This is a genomic window from Larkinella arboricola (genome assembly GCF_003259745.1).
GTDB lineage: Bacteria > Bacteroidota > Bacteroidia > Cytophagales > Spirosomataceae > Larkinella > Larkinella arboricola.
In genome coordinates this window covers 199,464-219,077 of the sequence record NZ_QLMC01000004.1, presented here as the reverse complement: position 1 = coordinate 219,077, position 19,614 = coordinate 199,464, and the positions used below count along the sequence as shown (strand labels likewise).

Annotated in this window: 15 protein-coding genes; 5 read left to right on the top strand and 10 right to left on the bottom strand. The window is 50.1% G+C overall.

The window, feature by feature from the left end:
* Positions 1 to 46: 46 nt before the first annotated feature.
* From LX87_RS16625 to uvrC, 3 genes are all read left to right on the top strand, one after another.
* Positions 47 to 2,401: a penicillin-binding protein 1A gene (locus tag LX87_RS16625; protein WP_111629398.1), complete on the top strand. Its 2,355-nt coding sequence runs from the start codon at positions 47 to 49 to the stop codon at positions 2,399 to 2,401.
* 105 nt (positions 2,402 to 2,506) lie between these two features.
* On the top strand, positions 2,507 to 3,634 hold the full coding sequence (locus LX87_RS16620; RefSeq protein WP_111629397.1) for a glycerate kinase: 1,128 nt from the start codon (positions 2,507 to 2,509) through the stop codon (positions 3,632 to 3,634).
* Positions 3,635 to 3,674: 40 nt separating this feature from the next.
* Positions 3,675 to 5,483, top strand: a complete 1,809-nt coding sequence (uvrC, locus tag LX87_RS16615; protein ID WP_111629396.1) for an excinuclease ABC subunit UvrC — start codon at positions 3,675 to 3,677, stop codon at positions 5,481 to 5,483.
* Positions 5,484 to 5,536: 53 nt separating this feature from the next.
* On the opposite strand, the gene porN is transcribed toward uvrC, so the two are convergent.
* From porN to sucD, 8 genes are all read right to left on the bottom strand, one after another.
* Complete coding sequence (gene porN, locus LX87_RS16610; protein ID WP_111629395.1) at positions 5,537 to 6,598, bottom strand: type IX secretion system ring subunit PorN/GldN; 1,062 nt, start codon at positions 6,596 to 6,598, stop codon at positions 5,537 to 5,539.
* 61 nt (positions 6,599 to 6,659) lie between these two features.
* Positions 6,660 to 8,255, bottom strand: coding sequence for a type IX secretion system motor protein PorM/GldM (gene porM / locus LX87_RS16605; RefSeq protein ID WP_111629394.1), 1,596 nt, complete (start codon positions 8,253 to 8,255; stop codon positions 6,660 to 6,662).
* Positions 8,256 to 8,297: 42 nt separating this feature from the next.
* Positions 8,298 to 9,125 carry a type IX secretion system motor protein PorL/GldL gene (gene porL / locus LX87_RS16600; RefSeq protein ID WP_111629393.1) on the bottom strand — a complete coding sequence of 276 codons (828 nt, stop codon included), beginning with the start codon at positions 9,123 to 9,125 and terminating at the stop codon, positions 8,298 to 8,300.
* A gap of 84 nt (positions 9,126 to 9,209) precedes the next feature.
* A complete protein-coding gene (gene porK / locus LX87_RS16595; RefSeq protein WP_111629392.1) occupies positions 9,210 to 10,289 on the bottom strand; it encodes a T9SS ring complex lipoprotein PorK/GldK in 1,080 nt (359 codons plus the stop codon).
* Between the two features lie 264 nt (positions 10,290 to 10,553).
* Entirely contained in the window at positions 10,554 to 11,522 is a 969-nt protein-coding gene (locus LX87_RS16590; RefSeq protein WP_111629391.1) for a PorP/SprF family type IX secretion system membrane protein, read from the bottom strand.
* 256 nt (positions 11,523 to 11,778) lie between these two features.
* On the bottom strand, positions 11,779 to 12,564 hold the full coding sequence (locus tag LX87_RS16585) for a uroporphyrinogen-III synthase (protein WP_111629390.1): 786 nt from the start codon (positions 12,562 to 12,564) through the stop codon (positions 11,779 to 11,781).
* 39 nt (positions 12,565 to 12,603) lie between these two features.
* Positions 12,604 to 13,758, bottom strand: coding sequence for a DUF4271 domain-containing protein (locus LX87_RS16580; RefSeq protein WP_229310698.1), 1,155 nt, complete (start codon positions 13,756 to 13,758; stop codon positions 12,604 to 12,606).
* Between the two features lie 75 nt (positions 13,759 to 13,833).
* Entirely contained in the window at positions 13,834 to 14,712 is an 879-nt protein-coding gene (gene sucD, locus LX87_RS16575; protein WP_111629388.1) for a succinate--CoA ligase subunit alpha, read from the bottom strand.
* A gap of 224 nt (positions 14,713 to 14,936) precedes the next feature.
* On the opposite strand from sucD, the gene LX87_RS16570 reads away from it, so the two are divergent.
* The gene (locus LX87_RS16570) at positions 14,937 to 15,533 is read left to right on the top strand and encodes a DUF6962 family protein (RefSeq protein ID WP_111629387.1); all 597 of its coding nucleotides are present in this window, start codon (positions 14,937 to 14,939) and stop codon (positions 15,531 to 15,533) included.
* Positions 15,534 to 15,584: 51 nt separating this feature from the next.
* Positions 15,585 to 17,432 carry a DNA polymerase III subunit gamma/tau gene (locus tag LX87_RS16565; RefSeq protein WP_111629386.1) on the top strand — a complete coding sequence of 616 codons (1,848 nt, stop codon included), beginning with the start codon at positions 15,585 to 15,587 and terminating at the stop codon, positions 17,430 to 17,432.
* Positions 17,433 to 17,476: 44 nt separating this feature from the next.
* Here the strand turns inward: LX87_RS16565 and LX87_RS16560 are convergent, their stop codons facing one another.
* Together LX87_RS16560 and LX87_RS16555 are read right to left on the bottom strand one after the other, a co-directional pair.
* Positions 17,477 to 18,469, bottom strand: coding sequence for a phosphotriesterase family protein (locus tag LX87_RS16560; protein ID WP_111629385.1), 993 nt, complete (start codon positions 18,467 to 18,469; stop codon positions 17,477 to 17,479).
* Positions 18,470 to 18,481: 12 nt separating this feature from the next.
* Positions 18,482 to 19,591, bottom strand: coding sequence for a tetratricopeptide repeat protein (locus tag LX87_RS16555; protein ID WP_111629384.1), 1,110 nt, complete (start codon positions 19,589 to 19,591; stop codon positions 18,482 to 18,484).
* Between the last annotated feature and the right edge of the window lie 23 nt (positions 19,592 to 19,614).

The window sequence follows — 19,614 nt, the reverse complement described above, 5'->3', positions numbered from 1 at the left end:
ACGTGGAAGCGTTACGTAATCTTAAGTTTACTTTCTTATTTTCTCTATGTTTGAGTTACAACCGGGGTTGTATCGACGCCTGATTGCAAGACTCTGGAAATGGACCCTGGCCGGTATCCTGCTACTGGTTTTGTATATCGTTGCCGTTAGCTTTAACTTCTTGTGGCTGTTTGGCGGCATGCCCAGTCTAAAAGCCCTCGAAAACCCCCAAAGCTACCAGGCTTCCGAAATTTACACCGAAGATGGGGTGCTTCTGAGCAAATATTACCTGGAAAACCGTACCCCCATCGAAATCTCCCAGGTTTCGCCCAATGTCATTTCGGCCCTGCTGGCTACCGAGGACGCCCGCTTTATGAAGCACTCGGGCATCGACGCCCGCAGTATCTTCCGGGCTGTCAACGGGGTGCTGACCGGCCGCAGCAGTTCAGGGGGCGGTAGTACACTGACCCAGCAGGTAGCCAAAAACCTGTTTGAAACCCGTACTGAGAAGTTTCGCGGCTTTCTGGGCAAGATTCCCTACGTACGCGTGCTTATTGATAAAACCAAGGAGTGGATTCTGGCTGTACGGCTGGAGCGCAATTATACCAAGCAGGAGATCCTGATGATGTACCTCAACACGGTATCCTTTGGCAATAACACCTTTGGTATTAAAACGGCGGCCAAAACGTACTTCAACAAAGAACCCTGGCAACTCAATGTGGAAGAAGCGGCTCTGCTGGTGGGTATGCTTCAGAACCCCTCCCGCTTCAATCCCCGGCTGTACGAAGAACGCTCGCAGGTGCGCCGGAATGTGGTGCTGTTTCAGATGCGCAAGTACGGTTTTCTGACCAACGAGCAATTTGACCTATACAAGCAGAAACCCATCCGGCTGGATTTCAACATTGAAAATCAGAACACAGGTCGGGCGGCTTATTTTCGTTCGGTGATCCGGGAAGATATTCAGAAGTGGCTGGACGATTACAACGAGGCCCATCCGGAAGAGGAACTGGACCTGTATACCAGCGGCCTGAAAATCCGGACCACCATCGATTCCCGGCTCCAGAAATACGCCGAAGAAGCGGTTTATGAGCACATGCGGGAACAGCAACGGAAGTTTTACGAGCACTGGCGTGGCCGCAATCCGTGGGTCTTTAAGGCAAAGGATGGCAAATTCCGCGAGATACCCGGTTTTATCGAGCAGGCTGCCCGGCGCACACCCCGCTATATTGCTCTGAAGCGTGAATACGGAGATGATGAAAAGGCGATCTGGGCCGAAATGCGCAAACCCGTCAAGATGAAAGTGTTTGTGTACGGGGGCCGCCGGAACGAGAAAGATACCATCATGAGTCCGCTCGACTCGATCAAGTACTACAAACGGTTCCTGAACGTGGGCTTTATGTCGATGGACCCGCGTAACGGCCATGTCAAAGCCTGGGTGGGCGGTATCAATTTCAAGTACTTCAAGTTCGACCACGTTAAGCAGGCCCGGCGCCAGCCGGGTTCGACTTTCAAGCCGTTTGTGTACCTGACGGCCATTGACAAAAACTTTCTGACGCCCTGCGATCGGGTTACCGACCAACCGGTTCGCTTTGAACCGTATGAAGACAACAACGGCCCACGACCCTGGGTACCGAACAATTCCAACAATAAATGGAGTTACCAGCCCCTGTCGTTGCGTCAGGCACTGGGCCGTTCCATCAACTCCGTGAGCGCGCAACTGATCAAACAGGCCAAGTCAGCCTCCGTTGTCGAATACGCGCATAAGCTGGGAATTGAGAGTAATCTGGTAGCCAATCCGACGTTGTGTCTGGGTACCAGCGATGTGTCGGTCTACGAGATGGTAGCGGCCTACTGTACGTTTGCCAACGCCGGTTACCGGGTTAAACCGTTAACGGTTCTGGAAATACGGGACAAAAATGGCAACCTGCTGACCAATTTCTTCGCCGAAAACAAGCTGGTCATCAACGCCAACACAGCTTACCAGATGCTGTACCTGATGCGCGGGGCCGTAGAAGACCCCGATGGCACCTCACAACGGCTTCGGACGCAATACAAACTGCTGGAGGGCGGCAATGAGATTGCGGCCAAAACCGGTACGACCTCCAGTTACTCGGACGGCTGGTTTATGGGTATGACGCAGAATCTGGTGTCAGGTTTATGGGTGGGTGGTGATGAGCGGAGCATTCACTTCCGGGACATGGCGCTGGGTCAGGGCGCGCGTGTAGCCATGCCGGCCTGGGGTATGTACATGCAGAAAGTGTACGCCGACGGTTCGCTCAAACGCTCGTATCCCCGTGTTCCCTTCCGAAAACCCGACGGATTTAATCTTTCGCTCGATTGCGGTGGCTATGCCATCGATTCCAGCCAGCGTTATATTCCTCCGAAAGTGGTGGAGTCGGAAGAAGAAGAAATTCTGAACTAAGAAAAGCGGGTAAAGAAGTGAGAAGAGAGAGGTAGGACAAGCTTACAGAGCGATTATTTTATATTTTAGCCTTTTGTCCCACTTCTCTACCCTCTTTTTTATCCAATGAAAATCCTGCTAGCTCCCGACAAATTTAAAGGTTCCTTAACAGCCCGTCAGGTTTGTGACGCCATGACAGAAGGGATTCGGCTGGCCTACCCCCAAGCCAATGTCATCGCCTTTCCGATGGCCGACGGTGGTGAGGGAACGGCGGAAGTTCTGACGCTGGCAACCGGTGGTGAATGGATAACCGTTCCGGTACTGGATCCGCTTGGACGGTCTATTGAAGCCTCCTACGGTATTTCATCCGACCGACAGACGGCTTTTATTGAGATGTCACAGGCATCGGGGCTGCGTCTTTTGCAACGACACGATTACAACCCGTTAAAGGCGAATACCTTCGGAACGGGCCAGCTTATTCTGGATGCCTTCAAACAGGGCGTTTCTCACTTGGTTCTGGGTATTGGTGGTAGCGCTACCAACGACGGTGGAACCGGTATGGCGGCCGCGCTCGGGTGGCAATTTTTAAACGATCAGGGCAAACCGCTTATCCCTTGTGGTGGTAATCTGACCCAGATAAGCCGTATTCTTCCTCCCGTTCAGCCTGTTCATTTAACGATTGATGTTGCCTGCGATGTAACAAATCCGCTCGTCGGTCCAAACGGAGCGGCTGCCATTTACGGTCCCCAGAAAGGCGCTTCGGTAGAAGATATAGCAATCCTGGACGAAGGACTGCGTCATCTGGCCGATTTGATTGCCGATCAATTTGGCGTTGCGCTGGCCGAAATACCGGGTGCGGGGGCCGCCGGTGGAATGGGAGCCGGAGCCTTGTTCTTTCTAAACGCCAGTCTGAAAGAGGGCGTAAATGTCGTCATAGAGCAAACCCGCTTCGCTGATCACCTACCGGGTGCCGACCTGGTTTTAACCGGCGAAGGGAAAATTGACAACCAGACTTTGCAGGGCAAGCTCATCAGCGGGATTGCCTGCCAGACCCGCCGGTCGGGGATACCCGCCATTGCCCTCTGTGGAACGCTCGAAGCCAATCCAGCAGAAATTACAACGTTAGGGCTGACGGCCGCCTTCTCCGTATTAACACATCCGCAGTCGCTCGATGAAGCGTTGGATACCGCTTACCAGGCTGTTCGGCAGACAACTTTTAGTCTAATCCGGTTGTTTTATAGTAACAGCAACTAGGTGCGTTTCCAGGTCACGTTCTCATTCCTTTTTCATAAGCATGGCTGAATTCGATTATAAAAAAGAATTGGCAAAGGTCCCGCACGAACCGGGGGTTTACCGGTATTTCGATGCATCGGGCGAAGTCATTTACGTAGGAAAGGCAAAAGATCTTAAGAATCGGGTCAGTAGTTATTTTGTCAAGTCCAATCAGCACGATCGTAAAACGCAGCGGCTGGTTAGCCAGATCCGTAAGATTGAGTTTACGATTGTTCATACCGAATTCGATGCGCTGCTGCTTGAAAATCAGCTGATCAAACGGTTTCAGCCCCGTTATAATATTCTGCTGCGGGATGATAAAACCTATCCCTTTATCTGTGTTACCAATGAGCGTTTCCCGCGCGTTCTGACCACCCGGCGCATCGACCGGAAGATGGGCACCTTTTACGGCCCTTACGCGCAGCTAAGACCCATGTATGCGCTTCTGGAGATGTTTAGCCAGCTGTTTACGCTGCGTACCTGCAACCTTAATCTTTCACCCGAAAACGTCGAAGCAAAGAAATTTAAAGTTTGCCTGGAATACCATATCGGTAACTGCAAAGGACCGTGTGAAGGATTGGTCAGCGAAGAAGAATACCTGAAAGACATTGATCAGGTGCATTCCATTCTAAAGGGGAATGTTGCTCCAGCGCAACATTATTTCAAGGAGCGCATGGTGGAAGCAGCGAATCAGCTGGCGTTTGAGCAGGCTCAGCATTACAAGGAAAAACTGGGTGTACTGCAAAACTTTCAGAGCAAATCGACGGTCGTCAATCCCAAGATTCTGGATGCCGATGTGTTTACGATTGCGTCGGATGAGTCGGCCGCTTACATCAATTTCATGAAGGTGGTCAACGGTACCATCACCCAGACCAATACCGTTGAAGTCAAGAAAAAGCTCGACGAGTCGGATAGCGATCTGCTCACGATGCTGATCGTGGAGTTTCGGACCATGTACGGCAGCGAAGCCAAAGAGATTATTACCAACATTCCGCTGGAAGCCGATCTAAAAGCCGACATTACCGTTCCCCAGATTGGCGACAAGAAGAAGCTGCTGGATATGTCGTTGAAAAACGTCCTGTATTTTCGGCGTGAGCGGGCCGAACGGGCGGCTGCCGAAGCCACGGGTAATGCCAGCCGCAAGGATCGGGTTTTGATTCGGCTGAAACAGGACCTGCAATTAAAGACGGTACCCCAGCGCATCGAATGTTTTGATAACTCCAACATTCAGGGAACCAACCCGGTTTCGGCGATGGTGTGCTTTATTGATGGTAAGCCGTCGCCAAAGAATTACCGTCATTTCTCTATCAAAACGGTCGTAGGGCCCAACGATTTTGCCTCCATGCATGAAGTCGTAACCCGCCGGTATACGCGCGTGCTGGACGAACAAACCGGTTTGCCGGACTTGATTGTGATCGACGGTGGAAAAGGTCAGTTAAGTGCAGCTTGTGAGGCTCTCAAAGAATTAAACTTATACGGTAAGGTGCCCATCATCGGTATTGCCAAGCGTCTGGAGGAGATTTACTTTCCAGAAGACAGCCTGCCGCTGTACATTGATAAGAAATCCGAATCCTTGAAACTGATTCAGCGTATTCGTGATGAAGCACACCGGTTTGCCATCACCTACCACCGCGATAAACGCAGCCGCAACAGCCTGATCAGTGAACTCGAAAATATTGAGGGAATTGGTAAAAAAACGGCGGCCAAGCTGCTCAAGGTTTTCAAAGGCGTCAAGAAAATCCGGGAAGCCCCCATTGAAGATGTAGCAACCGTTGTCGGGAATGATAAAGCGCAGAAAATCAAGGAATACTTTTCTACGATTAGCCAGTAAAACGAAAAAGGGACGCGTTGGCGTCCCTTTTTTATGCTATAAACACGGGCTTATTAGTATTCCCACAAGCTGTGTTCCTGTTCCATCAGTTCCTGTTCGATCTGGTACGACTTCATTAAGCCTTCCCGCTCGCTACCGTACTGACCGATCAGATCCCGATCTTTCGGGTTTGATACTTTGTAAATACGGCCCCAGAACAAACGCAGGTCGAACGCATCGGCCAGATTTTTGTGCTGAGCCTGGTTCTGGAAGTTATACCAGATAAACTTCTTCGGATCGCTGCGGAACAGTTTGTCCAGATCCTTGTATTTAAAGTACGCTACAGGCTGCTCCAGACCTGACGGGTTTTTGTCCGCCGGAATGACAATACCAACCGTTTGAATATCAAAATACAACCGTGAACGCTTCCGATCAAAAATCCAGTCTTCCTTGATATCCAGTACGCTGTATTCGTCAGCAAGCCGTTCGTTGGCGCTGTTAAAAGGCGAAGCTGCTGCCACTGCCGTTGTATCTACCTTAGGTGGTTCGGGTACAACCGGAGCCGGTTTAGCACCTTTCTTACCTTTGGCATTCTTAGCTGTCGCTTTCTTCTTTGGCGCGGGGGTGCCCCAACCGTCATCGGCGGGTTGCGCCTTTGCAGTTTTAGTCGGTGTTCCCCAGCCATCGTCTACGGGTTGCTTGGCTGCCGGTTTTTTGTCCTTCGGCGTAGCGTTTCCCCAACCGTCGTCGGTCTTGGCTTCGTCACCGAAACCAGCGGCTTTTTCTTCCGCCGTCAGAGCGACAGCCTGATCAGGAACCGCCAGCTTTTCAGCAAACTTCTCAACCGGCATCGGCGTATTCACCGAATCGTTCGGATAGGCTACCAAAACCCCTGCCTTTACCGCATCAATTATGTATTTGGTAATCTGATTGTTCTTTGAGAACATGGCCTGGTTCTGCTTCTCGTTCAGATCAACCCGACGCCACAATGTTTTCTTCATCATGATGTCACTATCATTGATCTCCCGAACAGACAACGGATTGGTTTTGGTATTCTCCTTCTCCTGCGCTTGTGCCGCCCCTCCTGCCATCACTGCCAGTACCGCAGCGACTACTACACTTCCCGCCTGTTTCATGACCTTGTGCTTTTTACTTATCTTCTCCACAATAACGAATTGACTGTGAGTTCTCGTACGATTAATACAAGTTAATTGTATAAAATTTTTGAGTAACCGGAACTTCACTGATTTCGCCCCGGAAGTTTTGCCGTTCAACTCCCTCTACTTCGATGCTGTACCGCATACCGGGCTGCGCTTCAGAAGCTAATGAGCCAATCGAACCCCCGTTGGGTCCTAATGTAACTGGTGGGCCGATAGGGCGGCTACCTTGCGCCAGACGAACCGTAAAGCCTTTCACCCGGAACTTGGCGTCGTCCGGCATAAAGTTTTTAAAGCTTTCGTCGGGAATAGCACGAACCTGAATAGACCGCACTGCCGATACGGGCATACCACGGCGTTCATCAATTTCTGCTCCACCAGCATAAACCCGCAAGGTCGGACGCGGCACCCGGTTTACTTTAAACTGGTTTGTTCCCAGCAGGCTACCACCGTTGTTAACGTTCAGACTAACCTGGGCAGAAGTCGGAATAACCGTAATTTTTCCCCGCTCTCCACTGGTTAATACCGTAGCACCATCAGCCGTGAATGTCGGGTTCCACAAGGCACCTAACTGCGGGCTCTGGATGCTCAGTTTGTTGGCACAACCCAGGTACAAAGGCGGCATGGAAGCCGTTTCGATTTCATACGACGGTTTAGCTACGAAGTATTCCTGGTTGAAGTTAACGGTTTTCATTCCGTCCGGTGCCTGATAGCTGATCGAACCGGTCAGCGACCGGCGGGCCAGACCATTTTTGTCGTACGTACCGCCCTGAGCCGTGAACTCGATGTTACCGACACCATCCACAACGCGAACCGCGCCACCGTTCAGGCTCATCCGGGGTGTAATACCGCTCGATGAAGCCGCCAGGAACATTTGCCCTTTAAACTTCGTACCGGCTACCACCACCTTCGACTCCATGCTGACCATAGCCAGAATTTTGTCGAATTTGATATCCTGTGCACCTACTTTGCCGGCCAGATAATCCAGCACTTCGCCTTCCATCCGACGGATATCCGACTGCCGCTGGCTCAGTACAGCCAGAGCCGCCGGAACCGGCGTCTGCTCAAAGTTTAGCTCGGCAAAGTCTTTGTTACGCTGCTCTTTCGAACGGCTGGCGATTGGATCATCCTTTGCATCGACGGCTAAAGGCGTAAACTTCGCGTTCGGATTGTATTTCTGCAACTGCTGAGCGTATTGGTTCAACTTAGTCTGCAGCTCGTAAGCCTTCCCATTTTTGTTGTTGCCAATCATAATGGCTCCAACTTTGGTTTCTTCGTTAGGGGTTTTAATATTTCCCTGCTCGTCCAGACCACCGCCCGCTTCGTTGACGATTTGCTCTTTGAGCGCATCGAGTTGAGCAACAATATCTGACGTAATTTCGCGCACTTCCTGCGCCTGCTTTACAATTGCCAAATCCGAAGCCCGGTTACCCGATTTGTCAACCGTAGCCTTAATATTATCAAGCGTTGACTGGTTAATTCGGTTTGCTGAACTTGTAGAAGTTTCAAGGCTATTGTTCAGCAGAATAAACTTTTCCAGTAAGGCCGAGCTAACTTGCAGTGCAAGCATAGCCGTCAATACCAGATACATCATCCCGATCATCTTCTGCCGGGGTGTTTCTTTTCCTCCTGCCATTAGTTTATGGTAGTGTAAGCTAGAATGTAATTAGAGTTGAATTTATTTCGCACCGTTGCCTGAACCGCGCATAGCCGTCAACATACTGCCATATACGTTGTTCAATGAGGCCAGGTTGTTTGTCAGCTTCGACAATTCATTCTTGAACTGCTGCGTATCCCGGCTCGCTTCCGACATGTTTTCCATCGCGCTCGTCAGGTTGCTGTAGAAAGCGTTCATCGCTTTCAGGTGCTTGTTGGTATCCTGCAATTCCAGTTCATAAACGGCGTTCAGGGCACCCATGCTTTGCGTAATTTTCTGGAACTGAGTCCGGTATTCTTTCGCATCCTGTGTAGCATCCGCCATCGCGTTCATCGACGTCACGGCAACACCGTACGATTTGTTCATTTCGTTGATTGAGCTGGCAGCCTGCCGTACATTCTGGGTGTATTCGGTGGTCGCAATGGTTGCTTCCGATACATCACGCATTTTGCCAACGGTATCAGTAAAGCTACGCAAACCCGTACCCAGTTTTTCGAAGATATCCGGCGTCACTTTTGCGTCGGCCAGCATTTTATCCATATTTGCCGTCAGGCCGTTGCTTTGCAGTGCCGGCGTCCGTTTGGGCAATTCACCTTTATAATCATCCGCCAATTCCGGATAAACCCGCGTCCAGTCTGGCTCGGTTTGGGTCGGCTGGAAAAATGTTTGTAATGCAAAAAGAGCAAAAATGGCGGCTTCTATGGAAAGACCAATGGTCAGCATTGGGCCGCCCCAATCAAAATGTTGGATTTTACCTAAAGCTCCGAGGACGACAACAGCAGCCCCGGCACTGTATATGGTTGGAAGAATCTTGTCGAAAAAGACACTAGAACCGTTACTTTTAGCCATGATATTTAAGAAATAATAATTAGTATTTATAATACGATTAGATTGAAGAATGCAACTTTGAAAACGGACAAACGCTCAATCAGCTTAACGCCGGGCTCCTCTCGAAGCCGTTCTTCCCTGCAGGTTATCCATTACACACCGGAAACCGATATAGGAACGTTTGGTACTTTCGTCTTCATAATACCGCGTTCCTGTTTCGAGGTAATAAGCGATATCTTTCCAGGAACCACCGCGTACCACCTTTTTGGGTTCGTCGGGATTCTGGTTATCGGGGTTCATATCCCAAACAATAGCTGAAGCATTTTCAGCATACGCGTCACGCGTCCACTCGGCTACGTTACCGGCCATGTTGTACAGACCGTAATCGTTCGGATTGTAGGCATTGGCCGGAGCCGTATACGGATAGCCATCGGCATCGAAATTACCGCGCTGCGGTTTGAAGTTGGCCAGGTAACAGCCTTTTCCGTTCGCTACGTACGGACCACCCCAGGGGTATTTCGCCGAGTTATGTCCACCGCGAGCGGCCCATTCCCATTCGGCTTCCGAAGGCAGACGGAACCGCGGTGATACAAACTGACCTTCCTTGGTACGGTAATCATTGTAAAGATTCGTCCGCCAGTTGCAGAAATATTGCGCTGCGTTCCAGCTTACGCCCACCACCGGATAGGTATCAAAAGCCGGGTGCGAAAAATAATATTCGAGCATCGGGTCACCGTTGTGATACGTAAAGTCGTTTTTCCAAACGGTTGTATCCGGATAGTACTTGCTCATAATTTCTTCTTCGCCCAATACCGAAACCGAATCGGTCAGCAGGGCATTTACGAACTGGCGGTATTCGTTATTGGTAATTTCCGTATCATCCATGTAGAATGAACTGATTGTTACCCGGCGGTTCATGTTGGCCTGACTGGCTGCCAGATCTTCATCGGCCTGGCCCATCATGAAGGAACCTGATGGAACCAGCACCATGCCGTATGGAGTCGTTTGTTTCCAACCTTTCCGGCCACCAGCGGTGATTTCACCGTTAACGACACCAACGTCTTCGCCTTTTCCTTTTCCCCCGCCAAATTTGGATTTGATAAACCCGCAACCCTGCATCAGCAGAATCGTTGCCACCACCATCACCCCACGGGCTGCGTTGCCGGTAAACCACTTGTTACTCATAGTTGTATGATACGTTAAAATCTGTTTCGCGTGCAAACCAGTCTTAGAACGAAAATTAAGCATTATATTGTATACGTACATTTGAATTCATTAAACGCAATTATCATTCAATAAAAAGGTCAAACGGTCATCCGATCCGCTCTGTTACCTTTTCTGATAAATTTTTCAAAAATATCACTTTAGCATTAAAGAGCCTAACAATAATTAAGCCAACGTTGATCGTAATGATCAGAGACTGAAACGATAGCAGTTCCGTAGTAAATCTCAATAGCGAAAACGGGGGGTTCGGATAATGGGTTTACGACCAGAGCGGGGTTCAGGAAGTGAATACGAGAGCAATATTTCGTGCGAAGTCGGGCTTTTAGCGTCGCGGTTACTCACCACAAAATCGAACGCATACCCAAAACGCAGAGAATTATTGCGCAATAAACTAATGCCGGCCGTTGCGCTGAACGCATCGCCCTGACGGTATCCAAGACCGGCCCAGTAGCGTTTATCGTACATAGCCAGCAGACTTACTTCCAGCGACGAGAATGTCCCATCGGTGTTGAACTTATAGACAGCCGACGGCATAAAATCCAGGGCATAGTTCCATTCGTAACGATATCCGGCTGTAATATAAGCGGTCCGGTACAGCGGGTTTTGCCCGATATCCGTTCCGATGTTATAATCCGGCTGGTTCAGGTGTTTCATACTGGCTCCTACATAATAGGTATCCGTATTATAATAAATACCCGCTCCAATATCCGGTCGGGTCTGATTCACCCGCCCGTTCTGAATCAGCGGATCTTCCGGATCATTGGGCCGAAAACGGTCGTAATTGATCGACCAATTATGCAGCCCTCCTTCGGCTCCCAACGAAAGCGTTCCTTTTTTCAGCGGCACCCGAAATGCGTAGGCCACCTGAACTTTCTGAAAACCCTGTGGGCCAAATACTTCGTTGACCGCGTACAGGCCAATTCCGCTCCGGATTTTGCTCAACGGCATGTTGAACGAAAACAGTTGCGTACTGGGCGATCCTCCTTCGTCATACGTTCCCTGATAAGCCATGTATTGGGTACGATGGACCAGTTGAAACCGGGTTACACCCTCCGAGCCAACGGCAGCCGGGTTGTAATAAACCGGATTGAACATAAACATACTGAACTGAGGGTCCTGATTTTGTGCTTCAGCGGTTGAAGCCAACCCCATACCAACCACCAGCAACAAGACAGCGTATAACTTACGATTCATATAATCTCAGACAATCAATCGATTATTTTCCGATGGCCATTCGAATGATAAACTACTAGAGAAACAATCTGTTCGGCGGCAAGCCTACCAAAGCGGCATGTTACCTATTAAACGGAGTTTTTCCAAAAATATTGGTATAAAAAGAGACAGTTTAAACTATAATTGCGCGGGTTGAATGATGCCACGATTCATAAAAAATCCGTGCCCTCTTCATTCAACCCGCGCAATTATATAGCCGGACAATGCCGCAATTAATTTACTGATTGTTGGCCTGCTTTATGTAAATCTCCAGTGCGCCCGCCATCGACGGTGCGTTAGGTAGTGGAGCTTCAATATCCAGAATAAAACCCGCTTCCGAAACCGCCCGCGCCGTGGTTGGCCCAAAAGCCGCCATTCGAATGCCGTTCTGCTCAAAATCAGGGAAGTTGTGCCGTAGCGCATTAACCCCCGACGGACTGAAAAACGCAATAATATCGAACGACTTAATGTCCAGATCCGTCAAATCAGCCGGCACGGTTTCATACATGATGGCTTCCGTCAGGTGCAGACCGCTGGTATCCATGAAATCCGGAATGTCATTACCCCGGATGTTGGAACAGGGGAACAGGAATTTCTCGTTTTTATGCTTCCGGATCAGATCAAACAGGTCGGCTGCGGTTTTGTTACCGGTAAAGATTTTCCGCTTCCGGATAACAATGTATTTCTGTAGATAATTGGCGGTTTGCTCCGTTACGCAGAAATACTTCATGTCAGCCGGCATTTCCATTCGGGCTTCCTGACAAATTCGGAAGAAATGATCGACGGCGTTACGGCTGGTAAAAATAATGGCCGTATGGTCGAGGATGTTGATTTTCTGCTTTCGAAAGTCTTTGTAGGATACACCCTCGATCTGGATAAACGGGCGAAAATCAATTTGCAGGTTGTATTTACCGGCAATCTGAAAATAGGGTGAATTATTGTCGGCAGGTCGGGCTTGGGTTACTAAAATGCTGGCAACTTTTGTCAGCCTTTCCTGGTCGTACTTCGCAGAAATCTCACTCATCGAATACCTCGCGTTTTGTGTTTAAATCTTGCCTTTTGGCTACAGGGCGAACCGCACCCCAATGGTTAACGGAATCAATTCAACGATGCAAAGGTACGAAAATAAATAGAGATTTTTGACAACACCTTTGTTTGCAATCACAACATAAAGGAGCGCCAGCCGGAGTACATAAAAGCTTACAAACGGAACCATCAGCCACGTGCTCGACCAGGTGGCGTTGGCAGGCGTATTGGCCGAAATAATGGCAACCAGAATGGCACCAGCCGTAAAAAAAATTAATGATGACTGAATGGCTTTAAAAAAGTGCAGATTGACCACCTGCTCAAGCCGGTACAACCCGCCAATGACGGCAATAAACACGTATTTCGCCACAAACAGCAGAAAAGCCAGCCCACTTAACTCAAAAAAAGTAAGAATAAGGTCGAATAAGCCCGGCCCCCGCAACAACAACGCCCTCGACAGAAACAAATCAATGTTTTTGCTCTGAACAATCATATATAAATAAGCCGTAATGAAGCTCAGATTCAGCAAAAAAAGCAGGTTAATCAGGCCGAGCGGTCGATTCACCAGAAACAGTTCGTCCCGGTCGGTTATGGACAGTAAGTCCGTCAGATCAAAAAAACGAATAAAGGCCCGGTGATGAAAATTGAAAAGATAGGCGTTGAGAGCGGCAATGAACAACAGGCTTAACGTAAAGAAATTGGGGTAGGCCGACGATCGGCGCGGCAGAATGCTCAGGCGGGTTTCGGCGGCTGCCACCTCTTTCTGAGCCGCTGATTTAAGATGCCCAATGAATACCTGCTTATCCTCCACGCCCGGACTTCCGTGAATCGTCAGGAACAATTCGGGTTTTCGATAAGCCCGGTATAAACTATCCAGATTCAGCACGAGCCACTCGCTGGCGTTGAGCCTGCGCTTGAGGGCCGCATCAATAAAGAGATATCCGGTCTGGCGGGTCGAAATCAGGAGGTAATACCGGCGGTTACTTTCGGCATCCAGAAAAAAGCTGAGGGAATTGACCTGTGCGTGCTGTTCGTCAATAAAAGGCACGTAGGATTTGTAGGTCTGATCATAGACCAACCAGTCATTGCGGAAGTCGTGAACGGGAAAAAACTGTTGATTCGGTCCGACTCCCTGCGCCCTACACCCCAAAGCCCACAGCAGCAGCGTGGACACAAACAAACAAAACCGCACAAAAAAATAGAGTTATGAATGATGAGTTATGAACGATGCATTCATAATTCATCATTCATAACTCATCCTTTTATTTTAGTTTTTTCCGAGTGCTTTCAGCATCGTTTCACCAATCAGGGCGGGTGATTCGACAACGTGAATACCGCATTCGGCCATGATGCGCATTTTAGCGGCTGCGGTATCGTCCGCTCCACCGATAATGGCACCAGCATGGCCCATCCGGCGGCCTTTCGGAGCGGTTTGTCCGGCGATAAACCCAACAACCGGCTTTTTATTACCGCTGGCTTTGATCCAGTGGGCCGCTTCGGCCTCCATACCACCACCGATCTCACCGATCATCACGATGCCTTCGGTTTCCGGATCGTTCATCAGCAGTTCAACAGCCTCGCGGGTGGTTGTGCCGATAATGGGGTCACCACCAATACCGATGGCGGTCGTCTGGCCCAATCCTACTTTCGAGAGTTGGTCAACGGCTTCGTAGGTCAGCGTACCGGATTTGGAAACAATACCGATGGTGCCTTTTTTGAAAATAAAGCCGGGCATAATTCCCACCTTGCACTCTTCGGCCGTCATGACGCCCGGGCAGTTGGGGCCAATCAGCCGTACATCTTTATCTTTCAGGTATTCTTTTGCTACCATCATATCCTTCGTCGGGATGCCTTCGGTGATGCAGATGATTACTTTGATACCGGCATCGGCGGCTTCCATGATGGCATCGGCAGCAAACGCGGGCGGAACAAAAATAATCGACACATCGGCCCCCGCCTTTTCAACGGCTTCCTTCACGGTGTTGAACACGGGCCGATCAAGATGCGTCTGTCCGCCTTTGCCCGGTGTAACACCGCCAACGACGTTTGTACCATACTCGATCATCTGCTGAGCATGAAATGACCCTTCAGAGCCCGTAAAGCCCTGTACGATAACCTTGGAATTCTTGTTAACTAATACGCTCATGATGAATGGAAAGCTATGCTATGCGTGTGAAGGTATAAGCTTTTGGAACCGGCGCAAAAGTAGAGCGAAATGGGTAAAGAACAAAGTTAAGAATGAAGAGTTAAGAATTAAGAACGATCCGTTAACGATGAAGCGGTAAGAAATGCGGCCACGAACTCCCCATTCTTCGCCCTTCACGCATCACTCCATTTTGCCTTTTTCCCCGAAAAATTGTTATTTCCAGCATGAACATTTCAAATATGCTTTCAGAAGCCGTACTGGCTTTTACGGGGGTTTGGGTTTTTTGGCGGTACTTTCAGGGGTTGAGTTGGTATAATCGAATTTTGTGGGGGCTTTTTTTAATGACCATTTCCATGACCGCCCTGGTCGGAATCCTGAAATTTGCGGGCATTCAGCGGGTTATTCCGCTTCATTATTCCCTGGAAACGCTGGCCGGTAGTCTAGGAGTAGTCTGTGTCATCGTTGGTGTCTGGGGAATCATCCTAAAACAACAAATTGGGCAAAGCAGCTTCTTTGTTACCATTTCGCTGGGCATCGGTCTTTTTCTTCTCTTGCTACTGAATCCAACGGTTGGGGCCTTTCGCGCCGTCGTACCGTCGCTGGGGATGGTTATTGTCCTGCTGATCGCCTTTTTGGGCGTGATCCGTCGCGACCCGCGCGCATCCTGGATTGTGATTGCCGTCATGATTCTGGCGCTGGCCACCCGCATTGGCCGGTTAAATAATTTGCCAATTCATCCGATCGACTTTTATCATTATACCCTTTCATTATCAATCCTTTGCTTCGGAAAATCGGTCAAGGGCCTGCGGCAGCCGATGTAGGACAAGGAGATTTTAACCAGCAAGGTTCCAACTTTTTGGCTAACTTGCAGCATGGATAATTTTGTTGTCTCGGCCCGAAAATACCGTCCGGCAACCTTCGACACCGTCGTCGGGCAGGCACACATAACGACTACGCTTAAGAATGCGATTTTAACCAATCACCTGGCGCAGGCTTTTCTGTTTTGCGGTCCGCGCGGGGTTGGAAAAACGACGTGTGCCCGTATTCTGGCCAAAACCATCAATTGTCAGAATCTCGGTAAAGTTAAATCGGCGGATGCTGTCGAGCCCTGCGACCAGTGTGAGTCCTGCGTCAGCTTCAACCAGAATGCGTCGTTCAACATTCATGAACTGGATGCGGCTTCCAACAACTCGGTGGAAGATATCCGAAACCTGATTGATCAGGTGCGCTACCCGCCCCAGTCGGGAAAATATAAAATTTACATCATTGACGAGGTTCACATGCTGTCGCAGGCCGCTTTCAACGCGTTTCTGAAAACACTGGAAGAACCGCCCTCCTACGCCATTTTTATTCTGGCGACCACTGAAAAGCACAAAATTCTGCCCACGATTCTGTCGCGTTGCCAGTTGTTCGACTTCAACCGGATTCAGCCCCGCGACATCAGCAATCACCTGGCCAATATTGCCCAGAAAGAAAGTATTCAGGCCGAATACGAAGCCCTCGAGCTGATTGCCCAGAAAGCCGACGGCGGTTTGCGGGATGCGCTCTCGATGTTTGACCTGAACGTAACGTTCTCGGAAGACCGGACGCTGCGGTATAAGGAAGTGCTGGAAAACCTGCACATTCTGGATTATGACTACTATTTCCGACTCACCGACCTGCTGCTGGCGGCCAATCTGTCCCAAAGCCTGCTGCTGTTCGATGAAATCCTTCGGAAAGGTTTCGACGGTCATCAGTTTATTGTCGGCCTGAGCGAGCATTTCCGGAATCTGCTGGTGTGCAAGGATGCGGCCACCATCGAGTTACTACAGGTTACCGAAACCATTCAGCAGAAATACCTGCAACAGGCCGCTGAAGCGCCCATGAGCTTTCTTTTATCGGCGCTGAGCGTCGGAGCTCAGTGCGATATGAATTACAAAGCCGCCAAAAATCAGCGGCTGCACGTGGAGGTCTGTCTGATGAAGCTAGCCAATCTGCCAAACGTCCTGGATTTGTCGGCGCTCCCGGTTTTGCCCGACAGTTCGCACCAGAACAATACACAACCTGCCGAGCGGGTTGAAAAAAAAAAGGACAGCTCACCTGACAACCAACCCGTCAGCGTAAACGGAACGAATGGAGCAACGGCACCGGTACCTGCGGTGGAGCCCACAAACGGTTATCATCCGAAGCCAAACGGAAACGGGGCCGTAAAAACCGTAGTGGAATGCCCTCCTGTTGTTGCCGAAATTCCGAAACCCGTCAGCAGCCGACTGCGCACGACGACCAATCTGGTCCCGATGGAACGGCCCGCTCTGGTTGTAGACAATAGCGCGGCAACCGCTGTCATTGAAGCTCCCGAACCGCCTAAAATTGACAAACCGTTTATTTTTGAGCAACTCAAAGCGGCCTGGAGTACATTTACTCGCCTGCGCGATCAGCAGGGCGGTTCTCAAACGGAACAGGTGATGCTTAACCGGGAGATCGTCCTCGACGGCACCACCATTCACATTGCTCTCGACAACTCCCTCCAAGTCGATTTGCTGAACGATCTGCGCCAGGATTTGCTCACGTATCTTCGGCGGGAATTACAGAATAGCCAGATTCAGCTTGTTCATTCCGTTGCTATGCAGGAAACCCGCCGGATGATTTACACTCCGCAGGATAAATTCAATTACCTGGCCGAAAAAAACCCAGCCTTGCTGGAATTGAAACGCACCCTCGGCCTGGACGTGGATTATTGAGTTATGAGTTAAGAATGAAGAGTGATGAGTTGGCTGACGCGCGTTTAACTCTTAACTCCCAACGCTTTTGCCGGGTTGTCGATCAGGAGTTGCTTCCAGTCTTTCTTTGTAAAGCCTTTCCGGTTTAGCTCCGGCATCAACTGCCTGAACAAAACCGTATAGTCCCGGTCAATACCGCCCCCGCCGGGCTGGTCCGGGTCATACCAACCGGCATCGTGAGAGAGAAGCGTGCGGTGCAGAAGCCCATTTTCTTTCAGCAGCAGCAGGTTATCCATATACTGGCCAACATTGCTCCTGTCCAGTCCATCAAGACTCACCCAGGCCCCTTCCCGAATGGCCCGGGCGTAATGCACCATATTTTGGCCCTGCGCATGAACCCACACAAAAGCCGCCGGATCAACGCCCTCCTGCTTCAGCACCTCGATCTGCTCGAACGCCGGAACGTAGGGGCCCGTATGGGAATAAATGGTCAGGCCGGTGCGCTTGTGGGTACGGGCCGCAGCCGTAATCAATTTGCGGTGTAATTCAGACAAGGGCCCCGGGTTGACGCTGATCTTCAGGAAAGCAGGCCGGATACCGGTTCCCTCGATCCCGTGTTCAAACTCGGCCACCCAGCGGTCGGCCAGTTGGTCGGCGGTTTCGGTTCGCGCGTGGGCAGGCAGGTATTTGTCATTCGACGCGCCGTAGTAACCGGTATTGGTTAACATCTGAACACCCGATTTTTCGGATAATTCTTTCAGCAGCAGTGGATCGCGGCCCAGATAAGCCGGTGTGCATTCGACCAGCGTTCGGACGCCCAGATTCCGCAGGCTCTGCAAATAAGGAAGCATTTTTGCGACCACTTCCGGGCGTTTCCAGCGATCAGGGCTCGTTTTATCCGCCCCGATAAAATCAACCAGAATGTGTTCGTGAATGAGCGTCAACCCCATTTCTGACGCCCGGATAGGTCCCCTAACAGTGTTAACCAGCGGTTTTTTAGCTAAAACCGGCCCAAATCCGGCAACTAGCGAAGCTTTCAGAAAAGTCCGGCGTTTCATGCTAATGGGTGATCAGGATTTCAGATACGTTTTGGCTTCCCGGATAGTCGATTTGTATTCGGCCACGCTCAGGGCCTTTTTGTACATCGCCTTGGCTCGGTTTTGGTCGCCCGCCCGGGCAGCAATGCGCGCCAGACCGCTGTAGGCCTGAGCCGCAAATTCTTTGGTATTTACATCGTTGGTCGGCAATTTGATAGCGGCCTGGTACAGTTCAGCCGCCCGTTTCAGATCACCGTTCATCTTTTCGGCCACCAACCCTTCCAGCACATCCACCGGCATGGTCAGAAATTTCTGCGGAAACTTCTGAATCCGGTCAATATACGGTTGGGCTTCACGGTAGCGACCGGCCAGCACCAGTGCTTCGGCTTCCATCAGATTAAAAATCGGGTTCTGCGGGTATTTATCAGCCAACGGTTTCATGACCGCAGCCCCACGCGCAGGCTGGCTTTCGTGTTCCAGGTAAATACGACCCAGGTAAATGGCAGTTTCGGTTCGGGTAAAAATGCCCTGCCGAATGGCCGTTTCCATTTGCTTCATGCCCAACGGCATATTACCATCCTGAAAGAAAATCAGCAACGGTTTTGACGCCGGATGATCCAGCGGATACCGTTCGCGATAATAATTATAAAGTCCGGTTGAGAAATAAAATTCCGGATTTTTTTCCATCAGTTTAAAGCCCTTTTTCAAATACCCATACGCCTTCTGTGCTTCGCCAACGGCTTTCAGCGTCTCATCGTCGTAGTGATACTTCATGGCCAGATACCCATGCGACGCCAGCGAAAAAAAGACACCTTCCGGATCATTCCCGTTGCGATCCAGTAGTTTTTTCGACAACGCAATGCCCTGATTCAGGTAGTTGACGTACTGGGTAGTAGCGGCTTTGTTTTCTTTCAGCGGCAGATACTGCCAGTAGAGTTGAATGGCTTTCATGACCGGAACCACCGGGTGCTGTGGATATTTGGCTTTCACCACCCGGATATATTCTTCAGCTTCGTCGAATTCGTAATTGTAAATCTTATCCGTCGCTTTTAAAATAACTTGCTGAATAGCAGCGTCCTCAAGTAGCTGAGCCTGCGAGAGAACAGGTACAGAGAGAAACAGGAGTAAAAGGATTCTTTTCATGAGATGGTGTGTTACGACGGTAC